This window comes from Thermodesulfatator atlanticus DSM 21156 (assembly GCF_000421585.1).
GTDB lineage: Bacteria > Desulfobacterota > Thermodesulfobacteria > Thermodesulfobacteriales > Thermodesulfatatoraceae > Thermodesulfatator > Thermodesulfatator atlanticus.
In genome coordinates this window covers 14,814-34,944 of the sequence record NZ_ATXH01000016.1, presented here as the reverse complement: position 1 = coordinate 34,944, position 20,131 = coordinate 14,814, and the positions used below count along the sequence as shown (strand labels likewise).

At 40.6% G+C, this 20,131-nt stretch carries 21 protein-coding genes; 8 read left to right on the top strand and 13 right to left on the bottom strand.

The window, feature by feature from the left end; all coding sequences use genetic code 11:
* The first annotated feature begins 65 nt into the window (after positions 1-65).
* Complete coding sequence (locus H528_RS0107505) at positions 66-941, top strand: GGDEF domain-containing protein (RefSeq protein WP_022853713.1); 876 nt, start codon at positions 66-68, stop codon at positions 939-941.
* Here the strand turns inward: H528_RS0107505 and miaA are convergent.
* Both miaA and mutL read right to left on the bottom strand, forming a co-directional pair.
* Positions 921-1,862 carry a tRNA (adenosine(37)-N6)-dimethylallyltransferase MiaA gene (gene miaA / locus H528_RS0107500; RefSeq protein WP_028845849.1) on the bottom strand — a complete coding sequence of 314 codons (942 nt, stop codon included), beginning with the start codon at positions 1,860-1,862 and terminating at the stop codon, positions 921-923. The genes H528_RS0107505 and miaA overlap by 21 nt on opposite strands.
* Complete coding sequence (gene mutL / locus H528_RS14075; RefSeq protein WP_022853711.1) at positions 1,846-3,516, bottom strand: DNA mismatch repair endonuclease MutL; 1,671 nt, start codon at positions 3,514-3,516, stop codon at positions 1,846-1,848. The genes miaA and mutL overlap by 17 nt, the downstream gene beginning before the upstream one ends.
* A 65-nt stretch (positions 3,517-3,581) precedes the next feature.
* Here mutL and H528_RS0107490 point away from each other — a divergent pair, with 65 nt between their 5' ends.
* Both H528_RS0107490 and lptE read left to right on the top strand, forming a co-directional pair.
* Complete coding sequence (locus H528_RS0107490; protein WP_033396406.1) at positions 3,582-4,040, top strand: phosphate-starvation-inducible PsiE family protein; 459 nt, start codon at positions 3,582-3,584, stop codon at positions 4,038-4,040.
* Complete coding sequence (gene lptE / locus H528_RS0107485) at positions 4,040-4,549, top strand: LPS assembly lipoprotein LptE (RefSeq protein WP_022853709.1); 510 nt, start codon at positions 4,040-4,042, stop codon at positions 4,547-4,549. The genes H528_RS0107490 and lptE overlap by 1 nt, the downstream gene beginning before the upstream one ends.
* A gap of 37 nt (positions 4,550-4,586) precedes the next feature.
* Here the strand turns inward: lptE and H528_RS0107480 are convergent, their stop codons facing one another.
* Positions 4,587-5,510 (bottom strand): manganese-dependent inorganic pyrophosphatase, encoded by a 924-nt coding sequence (locus H528_RS0107480; protein WP_022853708.1) that lies wholly within the window; start codon positions 5,508-5,510, stop codon positions 4,587-4,589.
* Positions 5,511-5,699: 189 nt separating this feature from the next.
* Between H528_RS0107480 and H528_RS14070 the strand changes: the two genes are divergently transcribed.
* Positions 5,700-6,227 carry a (Fe-S)-binding protein gene (locus H528_RS14070; protein ID WP_022853707.1) on the top strand — a complete coding sequence of 176 codons (528 nt, stop codon included), beginning with the start codon at positions 5,700-5,702 and terminating at the stop codon, positions 6,225-6,227.
* Positions 6,228-6,330: 103 nt separating this feature from the next.
* Here the strand turns inward: H528_RS14070 and H528_RS0107470 are convergent, their stop codons facing one another.
* The 8 genes from H528_RS0107470 to H528_RS0107430 all read right to left on the bottom strand — a co-directional run bounded on the left by H528_RS0107470 (position 6,331) and on the right by H528_RS0107430 (position 13,382).
* Complete coding sequence (locus H528_RS0107470; RefSeq protein WP_022853706.1) at positions 6,331-7,296, bottom strand: universal stress protein; 966 nt, start codon at positions 7,294-7,296, stop codon at positions 6,331-6,333.
* A gap of 11 nt (positions 7,297-7,307) precedes the next feature.
* A complete protein-coding gene (locus H528_RS0107465; RefSeq protein WP_022853705.1) occupies positions 7,308-9,047 on the bottom strand; it encodes an ArsB/NhaD family transporter in 1,740 nt (579 codons plus the stop codon).
* 134 nt (positions 9,048-9,181) lie between these two features.
* On the bottom strand, positions 9,182-9,613 hold the full coding sequence (locus H528_RS0107455) for a hypothetical protein (RefSeq protein ID WP_022853703.1): 432 nt from the start codon (positions 9,611-9,613) through the stop codon (positions 9,182-9,184).
* Between the two features lie 19 nt (positions 9,614-9,632).
* Complete coding sequence (locus H528_RS0107450; protein ID WP_022853702.1) at positions 9,633-10,619, bottom strand: sulfite exporter TauE/SafE family protein; 987 nt, start codon at positions 10,617-10,619, stop codon at positions 9,633-9,635.
* A 242-nt stretch (positions 10,620-10,861) separates the two neighbouring features.
* Complete coding sequence (locus tag H528_RS0107445; RefSeq protein WP_028845847.1) at positions 10,862-11,287, bottom strand: universal stress protein; 426 nt, start codon at positions 11,285-11,287, stop codon at positions 10,862-10,864.
* Positions 11,288-11,338: 51 nt separating this feature from the next.
* Positions 11,339-12,460 carry a sulfite exporter TauE/SafE family protein gene (locus tag H528_RS0107440; protein ID WP_022853700.1) on the bottom strand — a complete coding sequence of 374 codons (1,122 nt, stop codon included), beginning with the start codon at positions 12,458-12,460 and terminating at the stop codon, positions 11,339-11,341.
* Between the two features lie 40 nt (positions 12,461-12,500).
* Complete coding sequence (locus H528_RS0107435; protein WP_022853699.1) at positions 12,501-13,172, bottom strand: adenine nucleotide alpha hydrolase family protein; 672 nt, start codon at positions 13,170-13,172, stop codon at positions 12,501-12,503.
* A gap of 21 nt (positions 13,173-13,193) precedes the next feature.
* Complete coding sequence (locus H528_RS0107430) at positions 13,194-13,382, bottom strand: hypothetical protein (RefSeq protein ID WP_022853698.1); 189 nt, start codon at positions 13,380-13,382, stop codon at positions 13,194-13,196.
* 551 nt (positions 13,383-13,933) lie between these two features.
* Here H528_RS0107430 and H528_RS0107425 point away from each other — a divergent pair.
* The 4 genes from H528_RS0107425 (at position 13,934) to H528_RS0107410 (ending at position 18,252) form a co-directional block, all read left to right on the top strand.
* Complete coding sequence (locus H528_RS0107425) at positions 13,934-15,385, top strand: sensor histidine kinase (RefSeq protein ID WP_169352781.1); 1,452 nt, start codon at positions 13,934-13,936, stop codon at positions 15,383-15,385.
* Positions 15,355-16,749: a sigma-54-dependent transcriptional regulator gene (locus H528_RS0107420; protein WP_022853696.1), complete on the top strand. Its 1,395-nt coding sequence runs from the start codon at positions 15,355-15,357 to the stop codon at positions 16,747-16,749. Before H528_RS0107425 ends, H528_RS0107420 begins: the two co-directional genes overlap by 31 nt.
* A gap of 304 nt (positions 16,750-17,053) precedes the next feature.
* Entirely contained in the window at positions 17,054-17,500 is a 447-nt protein-coding gene (locus H528_RS0107415; RefSeq protein ID WP_022853695.1) for a hypothetical protein, read from the top strand.
* 17 nt (positions 17,501-17,517) lie between these two features.
* Positions 17,518-18,252 (top strand): adenine nucleotide alpha hydrolase family protein, encoded by a 735-nt coding sequence (locus H528_RS0107410; protein ID WP_022853694.1) that lies wholly within the window; start codon positions 17,518-17,520, stop codon positions 18,250-18,252.
* Positions 18,253-18,405: 153 nt separating this feature from the next.
* Here the strand turns inward: H528_RS0107410 and H528_RS13110 are convergent, their stop codons facing one another.
* Positions 18,406-19,401 (bottom strand): energy-coupling factor ABC transporter ATP-binding protein, encoded by a 996-nt coding sequence (locus tag H528_RS13110; RefSeq protein ID WP_022853693.1) that lies wholly within the window; start codon positions 19,399-19,401, stop codon positions 18,406-18,408.
* Positions 19,398-20,090 (bottom strand): ABC transporter permease, encoded by a 693-nt coding sequence (locus tag H528_RS0107400; protein ID WP_022853692.1) that lies wholly within the window; start codon positions 20,088-20,090, stop codon positions 19,398-19,400. The genes H528_RS13110 and H528_RS0107400 overlap by 4 nt, the downstream gene beginning before the upstream one ends.
* Between the last annotated feature and the right edge of the window lie 41 nt (positions 20,091-20,131).

Below are 20,131 nucleotides of genomic sequence, written 5' to 3'. Positions count from 1 at the left end.
TAAAGATTTTTACTACATAAAACCGAAATAGATTACAGATCTAAAAATTTTGAAAGGAGCTGGGCATGTTTGATAGGGCAAAGCTAAGCGAAGAAAATTATAGCAAAACTTCAGATATTATCCCCCATGCTACCGAGGCCACCGGCTTTGAGGCCAAGCTTAAGGCGGAACGTGAGGCCTTGCTTGCCGCCTGGATTGCTTTTCTTGAGCTTCAGCGGGCGAAGAAAGTCCCTTTCCCTCCACAGTATGCCGACGCCTTTTATGCGGCCACCAAGGTCAAAAAGAAAGACAACTACATTTTGAACCTCCTTTTGGAAGGCAAGGGGCTTTTTATTTCTTTGCTTGAAAAACTTGATCCCAGAATCGCAAACCGCATTGGCCTTGCGGAGGAAATAACCAAAATTGCTAATTACATTCGCAGAATAGAAGAACTGGAACGCGAACTTTCTTTCCTCAAAGAAAGTTTTTTGCGTGATAAACTAACGGCCCTTTGGAACAAGTATGCCCTTGAGAAATTTTTCAACGAAGTGGTGATGCAGAATATTTTTGAGGAAGATTACCTTCTTTGCTACTTTGACCTTGATAATTTCAAATCCATAAACGACCGGTATGGGCACAAGTGGGGAGACAGGGCCCTTATTGCCTTTGCCGAGGTGCTGAGAAAAAACCTTAAGCCCAAAGATTTTCCCTGTCGTCTCCATGGGGATGAATTTTGTGCGGTAATCGTAGGGGTAACCCTTGATAAATTTTTACCTTTTGCTGAAGAACTTTACGAACAAGGCTTTGCCCTTAAATTTCCCGACGATATCAGGCAAATCAGATTTTCTATCGGAATAACCAACATCATTGCTTCGGACAATCTGGAAAAGGTCCTTGAGCGTGCAGACTTTTCCATGTACTGGTGCAAAGAAAACGCAAGCTTAAAGCCGGTGCGCGTCTAAGAATTTCTTCGCTTCCTCCAACATTTTTTCCTTTTCCTGAGGGTGGAACCACTTTACCTCGGGGTCTTTTTTGAACCAGGTAAGCTGCCTTTTGGCGTAGCGCCTGGTGTCTCTTTTCATAAGGCGCTTGGCTTCGGAAAAGTCAAGCTTTCCCAAGAGATAAGCGGTCATTTGTTTGTAACCAATAGTTTTTAAAGGCTTAAGCTCCGGGCTATAGCCCTTGGCAAGAATAGCTTTTATTTCTTCAAGAAGGCCTGCTTCAAGCATTTTTTCAACTCGCGCGTCGAGTTTTGCGTAAAGTTCTTCCCGGGGAAGGGTAAGCCCAATTTTAAGACAAGGATAGCGCCTTTTGCGAAAGGCGTGTTCTTTGGCAAGCTCAGAAAAAGGCCTTCCTGTGGCGTAGTACACCTCAAGGGCCCTCAAAATCCGCACCCAGTCATTTTTTGAAATTTTCGCAGAGGTCTCAGGGTCGATTCTTTTTAACTCCTGGTAAAGGGTATCTAATCCTTCGCGCTCAAGTCGCTTTTTTAGTTCTGCCCTTGTCGCGCTTACGTCTCCTACTTCGAAAAGCCCGTGAAGTAGGGCCTTGAGATAAAGCCCTGTGCCTCCTACCAAAATGGGAACCTTTCCCTTTTCGGCAATTTTTGCGATAGCCTGATCAGCAAGTTCCACAAAGCGCGCGGCGTTGAATTCCTCGTCAAGTTCAAGGATCCCGATGAGGTGATGCTTTGCCCTTTTTAATTCTTCTGGAGTTGGCTTGGCGGCTCCAATATTCAAGTGTTTATAAACCTGAACAGAATCAAAATTTACGATTTCTCCGTTCAGTCTTTCGGCAAGAAAAATACCAGCTTCTGTTTTGCCAACACCAGTGGGCCCAACAATGGCGATTAAAGGGATGTTTTTCTCAAATTTTGCGGCCAAGTTTTTTGCGCACATCTTCAGGGCTTATTTTTAGGTAAAAAGGTCGTCCATGGGGGCAGTGGGTCAAATTCATCTGGCGGACTTCTTTAAAAAGACTCTTTATTTCTTGGGAGCTAATTTTCTCCCCAGCTTTTTTAGCCGCCTTACATGAAAGCCTTGAAATAATTTCCTCAAGCATATTTTCTGGGAAGAAGTTTTCTTCTTCAAGAAAAGCCTCAAGGATTTCTTTCGCTTCTTTACCAAGAAGCGCAGGATAGGCACGCAAGATCAACTTGTCTTCGCCAAAAAAGTCTATTTCAAAACCTACGGCGTTAAGGGCTGGGAGCAGTTCTTCGATTTTGGAAGACCGCACCTTAAGAACCTGAGGGATAAGGAGTTTCTGGGTGTTAAGGCCATCTTTTAATTCCTTTTTCCATTTTTCAAATAAAAGCCTCTCGTGGGCTGCATGGTAATCAAAAATATAGAGCTCGTTCTCAAAAAGAATAAGAAAGAACTCAGGGCCAAAGGGGGAAAGTACTTCCAGGTTTTCTTCCTTTTCCCAGGAAAAGCTAGTGATGGCCTCAGCAACTTTGGTGGCCAAAAAGCTCTCTTTTGTGGTTTCAGGATCAGGCGTTTTGTAGATCGGGATGTCTTCATCTACGTTTTCTAATTCTTTTTTTGTAAAACTGACCGATGGTTTAAATAGCTTTTCAAAAGTATTTTTGACGAGAGAAAAGACTTCTCTTTCACGACGAAAACGTACTTCCCATTTGGCAGGGTGCACGTTTACGTCGACAAGTTCTGGCGGAAGAAAAAGCGCCAGGACTAGGGCCGGGTAGCGGCCTTTTGGAAAAAGGGCCTTAAGGCCCTCGAAGGCTGCGCTCATCAGGAGCTTGTCCCTTACCACGCGGTTATTCACCAAAAGATAAATATAACGTGCAGAAGAAAAGAATGCTTGGGGTTTGCTAATGATGATGCTAAGAGAAAGCTCTCCTTGCTGGATTTCTTCCACTAAAAAATCTTCTGGACAAAGCCCTGCGAGTTCGGCAAGAAGCCCTAGGCGCCCTTTTCGTGCCTGGTAATTAAATATTTCTTTTCCCGAGGTTTTAAGCGTTAAGTTAACCTGAGGGTTTTCCAGGGCCAATAATTTGCTGATCTCGCTAACACGCATAGTCTCTGCGCGCGGGCTTTTTAAAAAAGCCCTTCTTGCTGGTACGTTGGCAAAAAGATTGGCTACTTCTACGATGGTTCCCGGTGCTAAGCCGCGTTCAACGAAAGATATTTCCTTGCCAAAACGCACCTTTAGCCTGGCTCCGATAAGGGCGTCTTTTTCGCGAGAAGAGATAGTAAGCTCTGATACCGCAGCAATACTTGACAGGGCTTCTCCCCTAAAACCCCAGGTTTTTATCCGTAAAAGATCGTCTTCTTTTTCAATTTTGCTGGTGGCGTGCGGCAGGTAGCAGATCTTAAGATCCTCAGGGGACATCCCGCAGCCATCGTCTCTTATTCTGATGAGACTTAAGCCTCCATCCCAGATTTCAATCTCGACAGAATTAGCCCTAGCGTCAAAGGCGTTTTCGCAAAGTTCTTTGACCACAGAGGCCGGGCGTTCGATTACTTCGCCAGCTGCGATTTTTCGGGCGACATTTTCTGGAAGGACCTTGATTTTTGGCATATTCTTTGGCAAATGTTCGTTTGTCTTATTATGCTAAATTTGAACATTTTTACGAGGAAAAATCCATGGGAAGCATTAAAAAATGGTGTGCTGAGTGGCGTACTTTAACCCTTTACGAAAAGTTCGAACAAATAGTAGCCCTTATTTTAACTACCGTTATTGCTGTTATCATTGTTTGTGCGCTTTATGACTTAGTAGTGCAGACATTTTTCATTCTGTTTAAGCTCGGCTTAAATCCCTTAGACCATAAAGTTTTTCAGACCCTTTTTGGTATGTTTATGACCGTGCTTATTGCCCTTGAATTTAAGCATTCGATTTTGAAAGTTTCCCTGCGCCAGGGTGAAGGGGTTGTGCAGGTCAAAACCGTTATTTTAATAGCCCTTTTGGCTTTGGCACGAAAGTTTATCATCCTTGATTTTAAGACAGAGCCGCCTCTTAAGCTTTTTGCCCTTGCTTTTTCAGTCCTTGTTCTTGGCGGGATTTACTGGCTGTTAAGAGAACAATACTTAAAGTACGGAAAATAATGAAAAAATGCCTCTTAGTTTTTCTTTTTTGTTTGCTTTGTGCCTGTGGTTATCAACTTGAGGGCAGACCTTCTAATTTCAATCCTTCCTGGCATACAATTTACATCCCTGTTTGGGAAAACCCTACGGCTGAAATCCGCCTGGGGGAAATTATAGCCCAGGAGCTTCGCAAACGCGTTGAGCTTGCCGGAGACTTAAAAATTGCCCCAAAAGACCAGGCAGACCTTATCCTTGAAGGTGAGATTGTATCAGTATCAGTTGGGGGCTTGTCTTACGATGTCTACACCAAAACCCTTGAACGCAGAGTTTATTTACGAGCCAAAGCCATCTTAAAAGACCGGGAAGGCCGTATCATCTGGCAAAATAGCAATATCTCTCGCTATGAGGACTATCCGGTAGAGTCAGAAAATGTAGGCGAAGAAGTTGATCCGGGACGAGAGATTGCCTTAGAAAAAATATGCCGCGATCTAGCAGAAATTATCTATCACCAAATTATTTCTTCTTTTTAGGTAAGGTAGGAAGCCCCGCGAAAGCGGGGCTTTTTTATTAACCAGCAAAGGCCTTTTCAAGGTTGGGTACTACCTGTTTTTTTCGACTCATAACGCCAGGGAGCCATACTGAACGCCCCTCGGGCTTAACTCCCCAGGCTACTTCTACTACAGCGGGATTGTCAGAGACAATGAGAAGTTCGGTTCCTTCTTTCATGATGTCCGTGAGCATGAAGAAGATGCTGTGGTAGCCGCCTTCCTGCTTAATTTTCTGGAGTTCTTCATAAAGAGCATCTTTAATGGGCTCTACCAGAGAAAGATCAACTACTTCAAGCTGACCAATGCCTACTTTGTTGCCGCTCATATCAAAGTCTTTGTAGTCACGATACACAAGATCGCGGATCGGAGTGCCTTCAATGGCACTTTTTACTTTAAACATTTCAAGACCAAGAGCTTTGAGGTCATCAATGCCGGCTATCTTTCCAAGGGCTTCGGCTGCTTCCACATCCTGAGGGGTGCAAGTAGCAGATTTGAAAATAACGGTATCACTTAGAATTGCGCAGCACATGATGCCAGCTATTTCTTTGGGAATCTCAACCCCGTAGAAATCATACATTCCTTTTAAAACAGTGCAGGTGCAGCCTACCGGCCAAACCCAGATTTCAATCGGGTTGGGAGTGGTGATGTCTCCGAGTTTGTGGTGGTCAACAATGCCGAGGATTTCACCTTTTTCAAGGTTATCAAGGCTTTGGGCCTTGTCGCTGTGGTCCACGAGAAAGATTTTTTGGTCAGTGGCGTCGGTTACGATTTCTGGTGCAGAAAAGCCAAATTTTTCTAAAACAAACTTTGATTCAGGATTAATTTCGCCTTGAGCTACGGGTTTGGCTTCCACTCCAAGTTTGCTTTTGAGGTAGGCCAAAGAGATTGCGGCGCAGATGGAGTCGGTGTCGGGATTTTTGTGTCCTACTACGATTGCTGCCATTTTCTCCTCCTTTAAGAGTTATTTTTTGTCTTTTCAGTAAAAGTCGTTTAAACATAGCCCAACTAAAAAATTTTTGCCAAGTAGTAATATTCAGGAACTCTAAGAGAAAAGGGCATTTTAAGGTAAAAATCTTTTTTAAACCTGAATTTTTGGTATTATACGTGTAAAATTCTAGCTAAAGAGGTCTTTATGAACAAATTTTTGCGCGAGGATTTTCGCCTAGAGCCGGCTTCTTGCTATGTAGATATGCGCTGCCCGCGCTACCGGGCTGTTATCCCGGCAGAAGAAGACTTAAGCCCTCTTATGCCTTATATCAACCGTAAAGCCCAGGTTGTTTTTTATGACCCAAAAGAACCCGTGATAATTTTCAAGTTGGAGGGCAAAAAAGTAGCCCTTAGGACTTATGAGGCTCAAATTGCAAACATCAAAGACATCGAAGAAGGTAAAATTTATCGCGAAAAACTTGCCGAATACCTTGATAATATTTGGCTATTAAAAGATAGCATTTCCCCTCTTTATGAGCCTAAAGAAAGGCCTCCGGCACTGACTATTTATAAATTGCTTCCCAAAACAAATTGCCGTGCCTGTGGCGAGGCAACTTGTTTGGCCTTTGCCAGCAGGCTTGCCACAGGTGAGGCCGAACTTAGCGCCTGCCGTCCACTTTATGAGGATAAGGCCCATGCGGCGACCAGAGAAGAACTCGAAAAGATTCTTTAAGGCAGAGATATAACAGGAGCATTAAAAGCCTGACGTAGTAAGGGATCCGTTCCAATTTTCACGAAAAATGGAAACGGATCCCGGGTGTTTTCAAAGGTTTTATCTAGTCTATAAAATCTCCATTCTTAATAGGAACCAATCCTACGGTTGCTTTTTCAACTTTATGAATGACCCTTGTAGAAACACTTCCCAATACGATTTCTCGAAGGCCAGATTTCCCAGTTCGACCCATCATTATCAAAGGGAATCCTTCCTCGTCTGCAATGCGGGCGATTGTTCTTCCTGGATCGCCAAATTCTAGGTAAGAGTTTATTTGGCCATCATTAAGCCCTTCGTCTTTTAAAATTTGGCGGGCTTTTTCTATGATTTTGTGTACTTCTTTTTCTTCATCTGAATTTTGATCAAGATAAATGGGATCTAGCACAGATATTATTGAAACTTGTACCATTCCTTCAGGAAAACAATTGGCAATTGCAGCAGCTTCTTTTACCGCACGATAAGAAGGCCTTGAGCCATCAACTGGAACCAGTATTTTATTTACCGGGCAACCTTCTTCCCGCACTTCCTGTCCCACAATAAAGATGTTTTGCTTTTTAGCGCGATGAATTACAATATGGCTACAGCTGCCTAGTAGTGTTTCCGCCGTATGAGAGCGTTTTCTCCTTCCCATAATGATGCTTTCTATATTATTTTTTTCGGCGAAGGTTACGATTTCTTTGCCAGGTTCACCTTGGGAAATATGCTTTTCAAGTTCTCCTGAGAACTTGTTTTCCTTGAAAATTTTTGCGAACTCTTCCAGGAAGGGATTTACTTCTTTTTCCACGTGCTGTTCAAGAATGCGCTTAAAAAGAGGGCTTTCTAGAATATTTTTAAACCTAATGTCTATGTTTGAGGCCATTTTTTCTAGATAACTATAAGCAATTATGTGAATAAGGGTAACTTTTTTGGTTATTTCTGGAGAGATAGGGGAAACCAGCCTTGCAGCAAATTTGACCGCCCTTTCTGAATGTTCCGTTTTATCAACGGGGATTAAAACACTTTGTAAATGAGGACGAGTTTTGGTGTGCATAAATCCTCCTGTTATTTAAGGAAAAATATGAGCCAGAGATTAGCTATCAATACGCTAATTATAGTGAAAGGCGCAGCCACTTTCATGAATCCGAAAAAGGTAGTCCGGTGTCCAGTGGCTTCTGCGATTCCAAGGGTGACAACATTAGCGCTGGCACCGATCATGGTTCCGTTTCCACCAAAGCATGCTCCTAAAGCAAGGGCCCACCAAAGAACACCAGACTCTGCGCCGGGGATTACTTTAGTCAAATAAGCCGTGATAGGGAGCATCGTAGCGGTAAAGGGAATGTTGTCAACAAAGGCGCTCATAAAAGCAGACACCCAAAGGATTAAGCAGATAGCAGCTATAAGATTGCCATGGGACAAATGCAACACCCAGTCAGCCACAATATCTAATAAGCCTACTTCTTCAACAGCTCCTACAAGCATAAAAAGAAAGATAAAAAAGAGAAGTGTTAGCCATTCTATGTCTTTTTCTACTAGATGGGCAATATCGACTTTCTTAGTTAAGGCACTATATGTAAATATGATACTTGCTCCAAATAGAGCTGCAATGCTTACTTCCATGTGAAGTACACCATGGAGCAAAAACATGAGAATAACAACTCCCATTACTAAAAGACCAAAAGAAAGAAGTGTTTTGTCAGTAATTTGATATTCTTGCCTCAATTTTTCCATAAAAGCATCGATGTCTTCGATATGAGATTTATTGTATTCCTTCTGATAGACAAAACGGTTGTAAATAGAAAGCACTATCAAGGAAAGCACGCACACAGGAGCTAATTTTTCTACAAATTGCAGAAAAGTAAGCCCTGCATAGGAACCAATCATGATATTAGGAGGATCACCAATAAGAGTGGCAGTTCCGCCGATATTTGATGCTAAAATTTCAGGAATAAGCAAAGATAAAGGATTAATTCCCAGGGCAAGGGCAATTTCAATGGTTACAGGGGTAAGAAGAAGCATCGTAGTAACATTATCGAGAAAAGCAGATGAAAACCCCGTAAAGATCATCAATACAACCGAAAGTATAAAGACATTTCCGCGCGAGAGTTGATAGCATTTGTAAGCGCACCATTGAAATACCCCTGTATTTTTTAAAACACCGATAATTATCATCATACCCATCAAGAGAAAAATTACGTTCATATCAATAGATTTGATAGCGCTATCATAAGAAAGAATGCGATAATCAGGATTAAATACGCCTATGGTGTAGGTAATAACGAGCATAGTGGCAGCACCAAGCATGGCTGCAAGGGTACGATGTAGCAGCTCAAAAGAGATGAGAACATAAGCCAAAATAAAAACACCTGTAGCAATCCAAAAGGCTGGACTCAAAGCTCTTTTTAAAGTTATGTTTAGTTTGGCATAGTATTTTCCGTCTTTTTCAGCAAAATCATTTGCTGTAAGAGAAACATCTTCTTTTTTGTAAGCAGATTTTGAAAAGACAATATCAATTCGTGATTGTTTTAGTTCTTCAGGCTTAAGCAGAAGGTCGATATAAAAAGAACCATCTAGTTCCGTAAGAATGTGGGTCTCATGGTAGGGCTTTCCGTTAACGTATACTTTTACTTCGGCCTCTGGCACGGGCTCTTTGTGGGTATCGATAATTTTGCCAAAAATATATACATTACCCTCAGGGGTATGTGCTTTGTGGATAGCTCCTCCCCCTGCCCAGCTCGATACAGAAAGTCCCAAAACGAAAAGAGTGATTAGCCAAAACCGCGGTAAAAAGGCCGTTTTTAACATATGGCACTCCTCTTAAAGGAACTGGTCTCCAATTTATTTCGTAACAAAACGATTTTTTCTTTAGTCAATTTTGGGGGATTTTGGAAGAGCAAAAAAGACAAAGGGGGAAAACAAAGCTTCCCCCTTTAGTGCAGTTAGTGGCCGGCTTGGAGGATACCAGAGGCAGCCAGAATAAGAATAATTATTTCGGCAACGGAGATAATGCCAACTGCATAAGCACCAGATGAAAAAAGAAAAGGTAAAATGGCTACGTACCCAACTATGGTAAGGCCTGCAAGAAAAGCAATTCCCACGTAATTTAAAATATCACCATAATTCAAATAGTGGATCCAATCCCAGCCGCTTTTAAGTCCTATGTGATGAATAAATTCATAAGCTGTCATGTGCCAGAGACTTGGAAGTTTTTCAGGGGGAACAAATGAAGGCAAAATTTGAAAAATATAGATGATAAAAGTAAGGATCATGAGCACGATGCCAAATAAGGAACCGTACTGTAATATTTTGGCATAAATAATGGCCTCTGGGGGGGTTTCTATTTGGGTGTTAGGGTCAAGTCTTTCTGCCATGGCTTAAACCTCCTTTAGTTTAAATTCCTAGTCCTTTTAGAACAGCCCTTACTCCTGCAAAAAGAAGCATACCGATAACAATCCAGCGCACCATTGCAGGACGTGCGATGGCAAGAAGCCTTACACCAATGAAAGAACCAAGCATAATGCCTACTAGAGAGGGGATTACTATTAAGGGGATAATGCCGCCGCTATTGATGTAAATCCAGGCAGCAGAGGTGTCGGTGATTGAGAGCAAAAACTTACTAGTGGCAACAGAAATTTTTATAGGGGCACCCATTAATAAATTCAAAACCGGGATGTTAGCCCAACCAGCCCCCAGGCCAAACATTCCCGCCATAACACCTATGACAATAAAGAGAAGTAGTCCCAAGGGAGTTCTGTGGACGTGCCATTTGTAAACTTCGCCGGTGGATTCTTCGCGATAAATTCCCCACATCCCCAAGGCTAGCCCTAGGCGATCGGGATTTTTTACTTCGGGGAATTCGCTTTTCTTAGAAAAGAACATAAGCGCTACTATGAAAAGAATAGTAACACCAAGAAGTATTTGGACGATGTTTCTTGGTAGCGCAAGACCGATCATGGCACCTATAATAGAAGCTGTAGAAGCTATCAAAGCAATGGGAATAGCAAGACGTAACGAGGCGAGATTCCTCATAAGAAGCCCTGGCCCAGCAGCCAAGGCCCCTGAAAGAGCCACCAAAAGCCCAGCGGTACGAACAAAATCTAAATTAAAAGGAAAAAAACCGCTAACAATGGGGACAAATAGCACTCCTCCTCCTACTCCCCCAAGCACTGCTACGATTCCTATCAAAAAAGTCGTAATAAATAGAGCTAAGGGCCAGAACCACCAGGGTTTGCTGCTAACTGCAGCGGCATTTTCCGCAACGGAACTAATGGCTTCTTTAGCTGCTTCTGGAGAGGCTTGGCCCCACGAATAATAAAAGATGACACCAACAAGAAGACAGACAAGTAGGGTTACCTTCCTCCAATCAAATTTATCCATAAATAAAGCCCTCCTTTTGAGGTAACTTGTTAACATTTTATGTGTTTCAATTATGAAACATTTTTAGAGGAAATAAGAAGGGGGGTCAAAAGAGGCTAGACCTTAAAAAGGCGCTATAATCTTGTAATTTCTGTTACAAAGTTAAAAAATTCTCAAATTTTTTCTTTGTTTCTTCTAAATTTTTGAATGATTAACAAAAATATTAATAATAAGTGAATTAATTCTTAAGTTTTGCTTATTTATTAATCGCGGACAACTAATACCGGACAAGGGGCCTCTTTAAGAACGCGTTCTGTACAACTACCAATAAAAAATTTTTCAATACTACCTCTACCATGGCTTCCCATAATAATGAGATCACAACCTAACAACTTAGCTACTTCAATGATTTTTTCATATGGTTTGCCTTCTGCAATACGAAAAGAGGGGGAGATATTTTTTTCTGTGGTAATTTTTCGTGCTTTTTCAAAAAACTTTTTGGCTTCTTCTTCAAAAGCCTTTGTGACTGTTTTTATATTGAATAAGTCTACAAACTCGCCACCTTTAGGGATAACAAAAAGGATTGTCATTTTGGCATTGTATTGTTTTGCTAAATCAGCTGCTTGTTCAATTGCCTTAAAACCTATGTCTGACCCGTCGATAGGAACTAACAAATGTTTGTAGGCCATAGTCTTCTCCATTTTTGAGCAGAGAGGGGAGTTCCCCCCTCCCTGCTCCTGTTATGCAGACAGAGATTTTTCTCCTATAGAGATTAATCCATATTTTTTCACCAAACGCTGTTTTTCAATGTGCCCCTTAAGGGTCCAGTAAATAATTAGAAGAGTTGCTATTCCACCGCTGGCGAACAAGAAGAATTTGCTACCGAGTTCAAACATTTGAGCACTTCTTTCCGAGAGGCTGATGATGTTCAGCTTATGTAAATACTCAGGAATTGCAAGGCCGCGAGACACACAGCAAAGAAGAATTAAAATAGCGGTAACCATGCGGATATATAATTCTTTTACAAGCTTAGTTCCAATAGCACCAAAGTAAATGCCAACAAGAGAACCAGCGTAAAGGAGAAAAGTAAGCCTCAAATCGACAAAGCCTGCCAGGGCATAGTTAAAAGCTCCCCAGGCTCCCATGAACATGGCCAAAAAGAGCTCTGTTCCAGCAGCCACAACCGTAGGGACGCCGAAAACGTAAATCATAGCAGGAACACCGATAAAGCCACCCACGCCAATGGTTCCCGCCATGTAGCCCACGGCGGTTCCTACGAAAAGAATTGTCCAGAGAGATATTTTAACACCAGCCACGGGGAAATTAATCATAGGTGGAATTCGGAGCTTACTTGAAAGGTTGAGCAACGCTTTAGATGGTCCAACAGCAGTTCCTCTAGCGGTACGCAAGGCATCACGCAACATAGAGCCGCCGATGACACTAAGAGTTAGCACAAAGAAAGCACTAACGTATAAGCTTGATCCAGCCTTACCTAGATGGTGAAACATATAACCATTTACCCAGACAGCCAGCTTAATTCCTATTAATGCTGTAATGAGCAGGAAAACAGCAAGTTTTTTGTCCACATGGCCCATTTCGCCGTGTTTGCGAGAGCCCATCATCGCTTTACCAAATTTATGCGTAATATTAGCACCTACAGCCATGACCCCTGGTACCCCTAGGTTCATCATGCCGGGGGTCATTAAAAAGGCACCTCCTGAGCCAATAAATCCAGAAAGAGTGCCACCCATGAATCCTAACAAGGCTATCCACAAATAGTTTAAAGGATCTGATGATAATATCTGGGTGACGATTTGCAGTTGTTCTGGGGATACATGTCCTGTAACAGGTCCTCCTGCCATTTTTATCCTCCTTGAAATTATTTTCTTTTAATTTAATGGTTTAATGGTCTCCACCTGCTGATTTTTCTAGCCCGAGCAATTTTGGGAGACACTCAGCAAAGCTTCCGTAGATGTAAGCGTGAATAGGAACAGTTAGAAGTACTGCGATAGCTCCGTAAATAGTGCCAGTCATAAAAATTTTGTAATTTAATTTGTCGATCATAGGGAAAAAGCCAAAGTAACTCAGAGCCGATAAGGAACCAAAAATAGCCATACGCGTAAAAATCTTCTTTTTGGAAGCTTTTTCTTGGGGCAAAAGAGTTTTTATCGATAGAACCGGGCAGCGCATCCTAATACTTAAGTCTTCAAGATGTTTGATGCCTTCGCCTGCTAGAGGGCTTAAGTCTAAGTCGCCGGTGATAATAAGATCTGCAGGGGAAAATTCCTTCATGGCTAAAAGAAAGGCCCGCGGAAGATATTCTACTATCTTGTATTCAAGTTCTACTCCTAGTTTTTGGGCCTCCTCTTTAATTTTAGATGCTACAGTTTCCAGTTTTTCCTTCTTTTCCTTGATTTGCTTTTCTTGAACATCTATCCAGTCGGCTGTTTCTAATGCTACGGGGACAAGGAAAAGTACTGACAACTTTGCTCCTTTTTGCCTAGCGATTTGCAAGGCATAAGAAATGTTTTTTGGTTCTCGTTCCACTTGTTCTATGAATACTATTCTTTCCATAAAAACCTCCTGAATTATTTTTTAGGTGGCCAGCAGAAAAAGGAATCCTGTTGGAGGAAAGGGTGGATCAGCCTTTTTGCGAGAATCCTTTTTCACCAGGTTCTTACGTACTAAGTAACTGGCCATTTTGGTTTCACCGCCATGGGCAAGACCGGCGGCGGCCATGTACAAACTAAAAACTTTTAAGCAGGTAGACAAATTAGCTTTCATCTCCTAATCACCTCGAATTCTTTTTGTAATCAGATATAAGCAAAGGAGATGCCAAAGAAGCCCTTTCCCCTTTCTATCCCTTGGGAATAAATGAATACACGAGATAGGAATGGAAACTTTTTGTTACAAAAGCTTAAAAATTTTGTGTAGCGAAGGTGTTAAGTGTTTAAAAATGAAACACCACGTTGCATTTTTTTAAATGAAGGTTACTTTTTAACTAAAAAGTTTTGATAGCAAAAAATTTAGCGTGTGTTCAAAATAACTCTTGAGACCTTTGCAAAACGGTGGGATCCGTTTTTCTTTTTTGTTCCGAAATGGGAACGGATCCCCAAAGATGCCGGGAATTTAATATTCCGATTAATATCAATGGGAGCTTGTTTTATTCGACAGGGTGTCATCGCGAAGCGACGTTACGCCCGCGCGATCTCATGGGATTACTTAGCTTCGCTCACATGACAATACTTAAGTGTCGCCTGTTTTACGCTCCTAGTAATATCTGGTTGTAAAAAATGTTTGCTTTTATTCAGAGAAGTCTAAAATTAAAGATTCAGATGGGATATCTCATCTTATTATTGCCACTTTTGGCATCATTAGTTGTATCTTATCTGAGTTTAAATTCGATTTGGAAAAGAATTCATGGCCTTGAAACTATCGACTATTTTACACAGAATCTCTTAGAGATAAGAAGATACGAAAAAAACTATTTTCTTTATCATAAAATTCAAGATCTTGATAGAGCTTTGACCTTATCTAAGAATGCCCTTAACATACTAGAAAACCATCGCAATACCTTTCTTAAAATTGATGAGCAACTTTTTAAGGAATTAGAAAAAAGTCTTTTGTTATATTATTCCGCTATTTCTTCGTTAAAACAGCATGAATTGGATCTTTACTCAGCAGGATATATTCGAAATCTCGGTAGATCTTTGATTGAAACTAGTAAAAAGATTAGGCAAAAAGAAGTTGCTTTTATAGATGACGTTTTTCAAAAAATGATGTCTTTAGTTTTTATTTTAGGGTTAATATCTGTTGGAACCATTTCTGGTGTTGGTTACTTTATGTCGAGAACAGTTGTTTCTCCACTTGAAGAACTGGAAGATACTATGAGAAATATTGTATTAAAAAAAGATAATTTATTAGATACTCCTAAGTTTCCTAAGTCAAAAGACAAGGAAATTGTTTCTGTATTTAAGACTTTTAACTTTATGATTAAAGAGCTTGAGGCTAGGAAAGAGCAACTAGTTCAGTCTAAAAAGTTAGCGGCGTTAGGTACGCTTCTTTCGGGTGTTGCTCATGAATTAAATAATCCTTTGTCTAATGCTTCTTCTACTTGTCAAATATTATTAGAGGATCTAGACGAATTTGATAAAGAAACACTTCGCAACTTTATTAAACAAATCGATAATGAAATATGGAGAGCCCGGGATATTGTGAGAACATTATTAGAGTTTTCTAGAAATAGACATTATGAACTCAAAAGATGGCCGTTAGAGGATTTGGTTAATGAAGTAATTTTTATGCTACGTAATAAAATTAGGGACAACATAAAGATTCATTTATACATATCTGACAATTTGGAAATCTATGTAGATAAACAAAGATTTCAACAAGTTTTAATCAATCTTTTATCTAATGCTATTGATGCTATCGAGGGAGAAGGGGAAATTTTGATAAAAGCTTGCGAAGATCCTGACCGTAGAGGGGTTTTTATTGCTATAGAAGATAATGGTAGTGGCATCCCTCAGGATATTTTAGAAAAGATTTTTGATCCATTTTTTACTACTAAAGGAGCTAAAGGATCAGGTTTAGGTCTTTACTTAGTCAATGAAATAGTATATAGGCACGGTGGAACTATAGACGTAGAAAGTGAACAAGGTAAAGGAACAACTTTTTATCTTTTCTTCCCTTATGAAAGAGAAAGTTCTAATAACCAAAAAACTGTTAAATTCCATCAAAATAATGAGGGCAAAAAATGTCAACTGAATCAGAAAAAGATAAATTAAAAAAAGGAAAAATTTTAGTAGTAGATGACGAAGAAGTTGCTCTCAATAATTTGAAGTATATTCTTAAAAAGGTAGGTTTTGAAGTCACAGCCACTACTCAAAGTACCAAAGCACTGGAATTGATAAAGAAACAGGATTTTGATGTTTTATTAACAGATCTTAGAATGGATCAAGTTGACGGTTTACAGCTGTTACAAGCAATGAAATACTATCAACCGGAGTCAGAAACTGTTATTATTACTGCATATGCAACGGTTGATTCGGCAATTGAGGCTCTTAAATTGGGAGCTTTTCATTATATTTCTAAACCTTATAAAATAGATGAAGTTAGAAAAATTGTAGCCGAAGCAGCTGAAAAAGCTATTTTAAAAAGAGAAAACAAACTTCTTAAAAAAGAATTGGAACATTTAAAGGGTAAAGTCAAAATTATCACTCATAGTCCATATATGCAGGAACTTCTTAAAACTGCTGCTCAAATTGCTACTACTGATTGCACAGTATTAATCACTGGTGAGTCCGGTACTGGAAAAGAACTTTTTGCTCGTTTTATACACGAAGCCAGTAACCGAAAAGATAAGCCTTTTATTGCTGTTAATTGTGGTGTTTTTTCTGAGGAGTTACTTGCTAGTGAACTTTTTGGTCATGAAAAAGGTGCTTATACCGGGGCTGTTCAAACTAAAAAAGGTCTTGTAGAGCAAGCTGATGGAGGAACACTTTTTTTTGATGAAATTGCTGAAATGTCTCCAACTATGCAAGTTAAGTTGCTTAGACTATTACAAGAACATGAGTTTTATCGGGTAGGCGGTACGGTACCGATAAAAGTGAACGTAAGATTTATTGCAGCTACGAATCGCAATTTAAAAAAGATGGTTGAAATGGGATCTTTTCGTCAAGATTTATATTATCGCTTAAACGTGGTTCACTTGCATATTCCTCCTTTGGCTGAAAGGAAAGAAGATATTCCCGTTTTGGCTTATTATTTTTTGCATCGCCATGCTTCTCAAATGAAAAAACAAGTAAAAGAAATTGATCCCGAAGTACTAAGGGTTCTACAACAATACGATTTCCCAGGCAACGTACGAGAGTTAGAAAACATAATAGAAAGAGGGGTAGCTCTGGCCCAAGGCGAAGTGCTAGATTTAAGTTGTCTGCCTGAAGAACTAAAAAAACTTGAAATACATACTTTTCGACGCAAAGATGGCCGCTATCCTACTTTAGAAGAACACGAAATCGCCTACATTAAATGGATCCTCAAGGAGACAGGGGGGAATAAAACTAAAGCAGCTAAAATTTTGGGTATTGATAGAGTTTCTCTCTGGAGAAAACTAAAAAAATACGGTTTGGAAGAAGACGTTTCTTATTGAAATCATACCTTTGCATTTTGCAACACAAGCCAAGTTTCTTGAAAAAAATATTTAGAGAGAATTTTGCAAAATACCATTTCTGAGGGGTTGCCTAGGATCCGTTCCCATTTTTAGAAACGATTTTTAGAAACGAAAAATAGGGAACGATCCCTGCGGTAATTTTGCAAAGGTTTCTTAAATTTCCTTTGATCGTAATTACTTATGTTCTTATGTTTTTCTCTTATCGTTGCTCACACCGGCAAAAACAGGCTAGATTATTTTTGGCATGTTTTTTGTATAACAAAGTCGTTGAGGAGGTTGCGGAATGAGTAAGTGGGAACGCTTCAAAAGAGAGTGGGAAAAATCTTTTGCCGCAGCTACGTTTGCAGAAGCTGGAGATTATGAAACCGCCCAAAATATTTTGGGGACAAATGGGTGGGTTGTTTTGGCGGGTAAGGGGAAAAATATCTCGGACAGAACAGTTTCTTATGTAAAAAACTTATGTGTAAGTTCTAAAAGTGCTTTGAGGATTGTGTGGCAAGGTTCTTGCTCTGAAGAGTTATTCAAAAAGAAGTGCGAGGAAATTCCTCATTGTATAGACATAATAGAAGAAGATTTAAGAAAGGCTTTGCCAGCTTATCTTAGGTCGTTAAAAAAAATCAATATGATTATTTTTGCGTGTGATAGTCCAAAGTTTAAGAGTTTACTAAACAAGATAGGTAGGGAGTTTTCGTGTCCTATTGTTTTGGTTTCAGCAAAAAATAAAATTTAAAAAAGAGGTGAAGAGATATGGCTTTAGCTAGTAGTTTATGGCGACGTTTATGGGATAGTTTTGTAGTGTCAACCTTTGCAGAAGCGGGCGAATTAGAAGAAGCCCAAAAGATGGCCCGCCGCTGGGGACTGGCTCCCTCCACTCAAGTTTCTCCTTTTTCGCGCACCATGGCAGCAGTTGCCTTTGCAGAGGCAGGAGAGTTTGAGGAAGCCCAACAGTGGCTTGATATTAAAGAAACCAGTGATGTTAAGATCCGCTCTAGGGCGTTGGAAAACATTTTGGAAAATTCTATCGAGGCCGCAGCAGCAGCAGCTTTTGCTGAAGGAGGCGAGCCATACCATGCGGTAAAAATTGTAGCGCGCTTGAGAGGTAAAAAAGTTCTTGCGGTGTGTGAGGGGGCAAATTTTTCCGAAAGACTTATGACTCAGGCGTTTGATTTAGCAGAAAAAATGCAAACTGAATTGTATGTTTTAAATATTTTTGTACAGACAACTCATGCTAAAGATACAGAACACCGGAGAAAATGGAGAGAAAAATTTCAAAAAAGAGCTGCTCAGGGATTATCCCCCTGGAAAGAACGTTATCCCAACGTGAAAGTCACCCAGGTGGTTGAATTTGGAGAGCCTGAAAAGGTATTGAAAAATTTCCTTTCCCAGCATCGAGGCGTTAAGTATATCCTTACTTTAAAAGAAGTTTTTGCAGAAGAAAAGTTAGCTCATCATCATTCATTAGCACACTTTATCAGACACTAATTATCTTTTAAGGTCCGGCTAGGATCCGTTCCTATTTTGCGTTTCGAAAAATAGGAACGGATCCCCTCTGCAGTTTGGCTTGCAAAACATATCTTGGCAATTTTGCAAATACCTCAGAAATATTGATAATCCGTTCTCGGTATAAGGGAATAATTAAAGCCATTTAACTTCGTGAGGTAGAGACACATAGCATTTTTTGCCAGGTAAAAGGCTTAGTTCCGAGATCTTTTCTCTAGTTAAACTGAGCGAGAGAGAAAAATCTTCCAAGCGAAGAGATACCAACACGCTCTTGCTATCAGGACCAAGGCTTATTTGGGATACTTCAAGAAAAAGGCTATTTGAAACTTGCGAAGGTACTATTTTAATTTTTGTTGTTTCTATCACAGCGATATCTTTCTCGCTAGAGTCTAGGGGTTTTTGAAACGCCACTTCTTGGCCATCTTTAAATCTTTTTACCAGCTTATTTTTCTTTTTTATCCACGGGCCAAAAATGAAGTTTTTTTGTTCTCCTGCAAAAACGTGTCCTTTTAAAACGTGCCAAGTCTCTTTGCATATTTCATTCAGCCAAGGACGATCATGGCTTGCGATAACCAATGTGGCGTCCCAAGATTTGACCGCCTTAAGAATTGCTTCTTTTATTAGTTGCGCACTGTAAAGGTCAACGCTTGCGGTTGGTTCATCAAGTAGCAATATTTTTGGCTTTAATATGAGCCTGCTAGCCAGAGCCACCCTTTGGGCCTCTCCGCCTGAGAGGGCATACCAAGGTCTTTTAGCAAAACTTTTATCAAGGCCTACCAAGTCAAGGGCTTCATAAACTCTTTCTTCCAGGTGCTTTTTTAGGCCGCGTATTTTTAGCCCGTAGGCGACATTTTCAAAAACTGAGCGCTTAAGTAAATATGGTTGTTGGGTAAGGAGCGTTATTTCGCGCGCTTCTTTAGAAAAAGGAAAGACCTTTTTCCCTTTGTAAATTACTTCGCCACTTGAAGGTTTCTCAAGAAGGGCCATGATACGCAGGAGAGTGCTTTTACCAGCGCCGTTTGGTCCGTAAAGACCTATAATTTTGTTTTGGGTGAGCGCAAGGTATGGAACGTTAATTACAGTTCGGTTTTTGTATTTTTGGGTTACATGTTTTAATTCAAGGATGTTCATACACGTCTTCTAAGATAAGCCAGCGAAAAATTTACGGCAAAAGCAATAAAAAGCAAAACAAAGCCAAGGGCAAGTGACATCGCAAATTCGCCTTTAGCAGTCTCAAGGGCTATAGCCGTGGTGATGGTGCGGGTGTGCCATTTGATATTGCCACCAACCATGAGAGAGATACCAACTTCTGTGAGCACGCGCCCATAAGCGGTTACAGCCGCAGCAAGGATGCCATAACGTGCTTCCCAGAGCGAGGAAAAAAGCAACTGCCTTTTGCTGGCACCCAAAGTCATAAGGGTTAAACGAAGCCCTTTGTCAAGAGATTCAATTGCGGTAGAAGTTAAGGCAATGACTATGGGGAGTGCTAAAATAGTTTGTCCAATAGCAATGGCAGGGACAGTGAAAAGAAGCCCCAAATTCCCCAAAGGACCACTTCTACTGAGAAGAATATAAAGCATTAAGCCGATAAAAACCGTTGGTAATGCAAGCAGGGTATGGACCAAAGTGCGGCAGAATTTTTTTCCTCGAAAATCGAAATATCCCAAGGCAAAACCCAAGGGCACACCGATTAAAAGACTTGCTATCATGGAATAGCTCGTGGCTCTAAGGGTGGTATAAATAGCAGAGTAGGTTTCTGGGTCTTTACTAAGTAAAAGTTCGAAGGCCTTGATAAAACCTTCCCAGATTTCTTGCGTCATGTAGTGTGCCTGTTTTTTGCTTACTTATCATAGCGGGCGGG

Coding starts and splice junctions, on each gene's coding strand:
- H528_RS0107465 (WP_022853705.1), bottom strand. CDS start 9,047: ATGTTAAAAACGGCCTTTTTACCGCGGTTTTGGCTAATCACTCTTTTC.
- H528_RS0107435 (WP_022853699.1), bottom strand. CDS start 13,172: ATGGAAAGAATAGTATTCATAGAACAAGTGGAACGAGAACCAAAAAAC.
- H528_RS0107455 (WP_022853703.1), bottom strand. CDS start 9,613: ATGGCAGAAAGACTTGACCCTAACACCCAAATAGAAACCCCCCCAGAG.
- H528_RS0107400 (WP_022853692.1), bottom strand. CDS start 20,090: ATGACGCAAGAAATCTGGGAAGGTTTTATCAAGGCCTTCGAACTTTTA.
- H528_RS0107480 (WP_022853708.1), bottom strand. CDS start 5,510: ATGGCAGCAATCGTAGTAGGACACAAAAATCCCGACACCGACTCCATC.
- lptE (WP_022853709.1), top strand. CDS start 4,040: ATGAAAAAATGCCTCTTAGTTTTTCTTTTTTGTTTGCTTTGTGCCTGT.
- H528_RS0107440 (WP_022853700.1), bottom strand. CDS start 12,460: ATGGCAGGAGGACCTGTTACAGGACATGTATCCCCAGAACAACTGCAA.
- H528_RS0107470 (WP_022853706.1), bottom strand. CDS start 7,296: ATGCACACCAAAACTCGTCCTCATTTACAAAGTGTTTTAATCCCCGTT.
- H528_RS0107490 (WP_033396406.1), top strand. CDS start 3,582: ATGGGAAGCATTAAAAAATGGTGTGCTGAGTGGCGTACTTTAACCCTT.
- mutL (WP_022853711.1), bottom strand. CDS start 3,516: ATGCCAAAAATCAAGGTCCTTCCAGAAAATGTCGCCCGAAAAATCGCA.
- H528_RS13110 (WP_022853693.1), bottom strand. CDS start 19,401: ATGAACATCCTTGAATTAAAACATGTAACCCAAAAATACAAAAACCGA.
- H528_RS0107410 (WP_022853694.1), top strand. CDS start 17,518: ATGGCTTTAGCTAGTAGTTTATGGCGACGTTTATGGGATAGTTTTGTA.
- H528_RS14070 (WP_022853707.1), top strand. CDS start 5,700: ATGAACAAATTTTTGCGCGAGGATTTTCGCCTAGAGCCGGCTTCTTGC.
- H528_RS0107430 (WP_022853698.1), bottom strand. CDS start 13,382: ATGAAAGCTAATTTGTCTACCTGCTTAAAAGTTTTTAGTTTGTACATG.
- H528_RS0107415 (WP_022853695.1), top strand. CDS start 17,054: ATGAGTAAGTGGGAACGCTTCAAAAGAGAGTGGGAAAAATCTTTTGCC.
- H528_RS0107450 (WP_022853702.1), bottom strand. CDS start 10,619: ATGGATAAATTTGATTGGAGGAAGGTAACCCTACTTGTCTGTCTTCTT.
- H528_RS0107445 (WP_028845847.1), bottom strand. CDS start 11,287: ATGGCCTACAAACATTTGTTAGTTCCTATCGACGGGTCAGACATAGGT.
- H528_RS0107425 (WP_169352781.1), top strand. CDS start 13,934: ATGGGATATCTCATCTTATTATTGCCACTTTTGGCATCATTAGTTGTA.
- H528_RS0107420 (WP_022853696.1), top strand. CDS start 15,355: ATGTCAACTGAATCAGAAAAAGATAAATTAAAAAAAGGAAAAATTTTA.
- H528_RS0107505 (WP_022853713.1), top strand. CDS start 66: ATGTTTGATAGGGCAAAGCTAAGCGAAGAAAATTATAGCAAAACTTCA.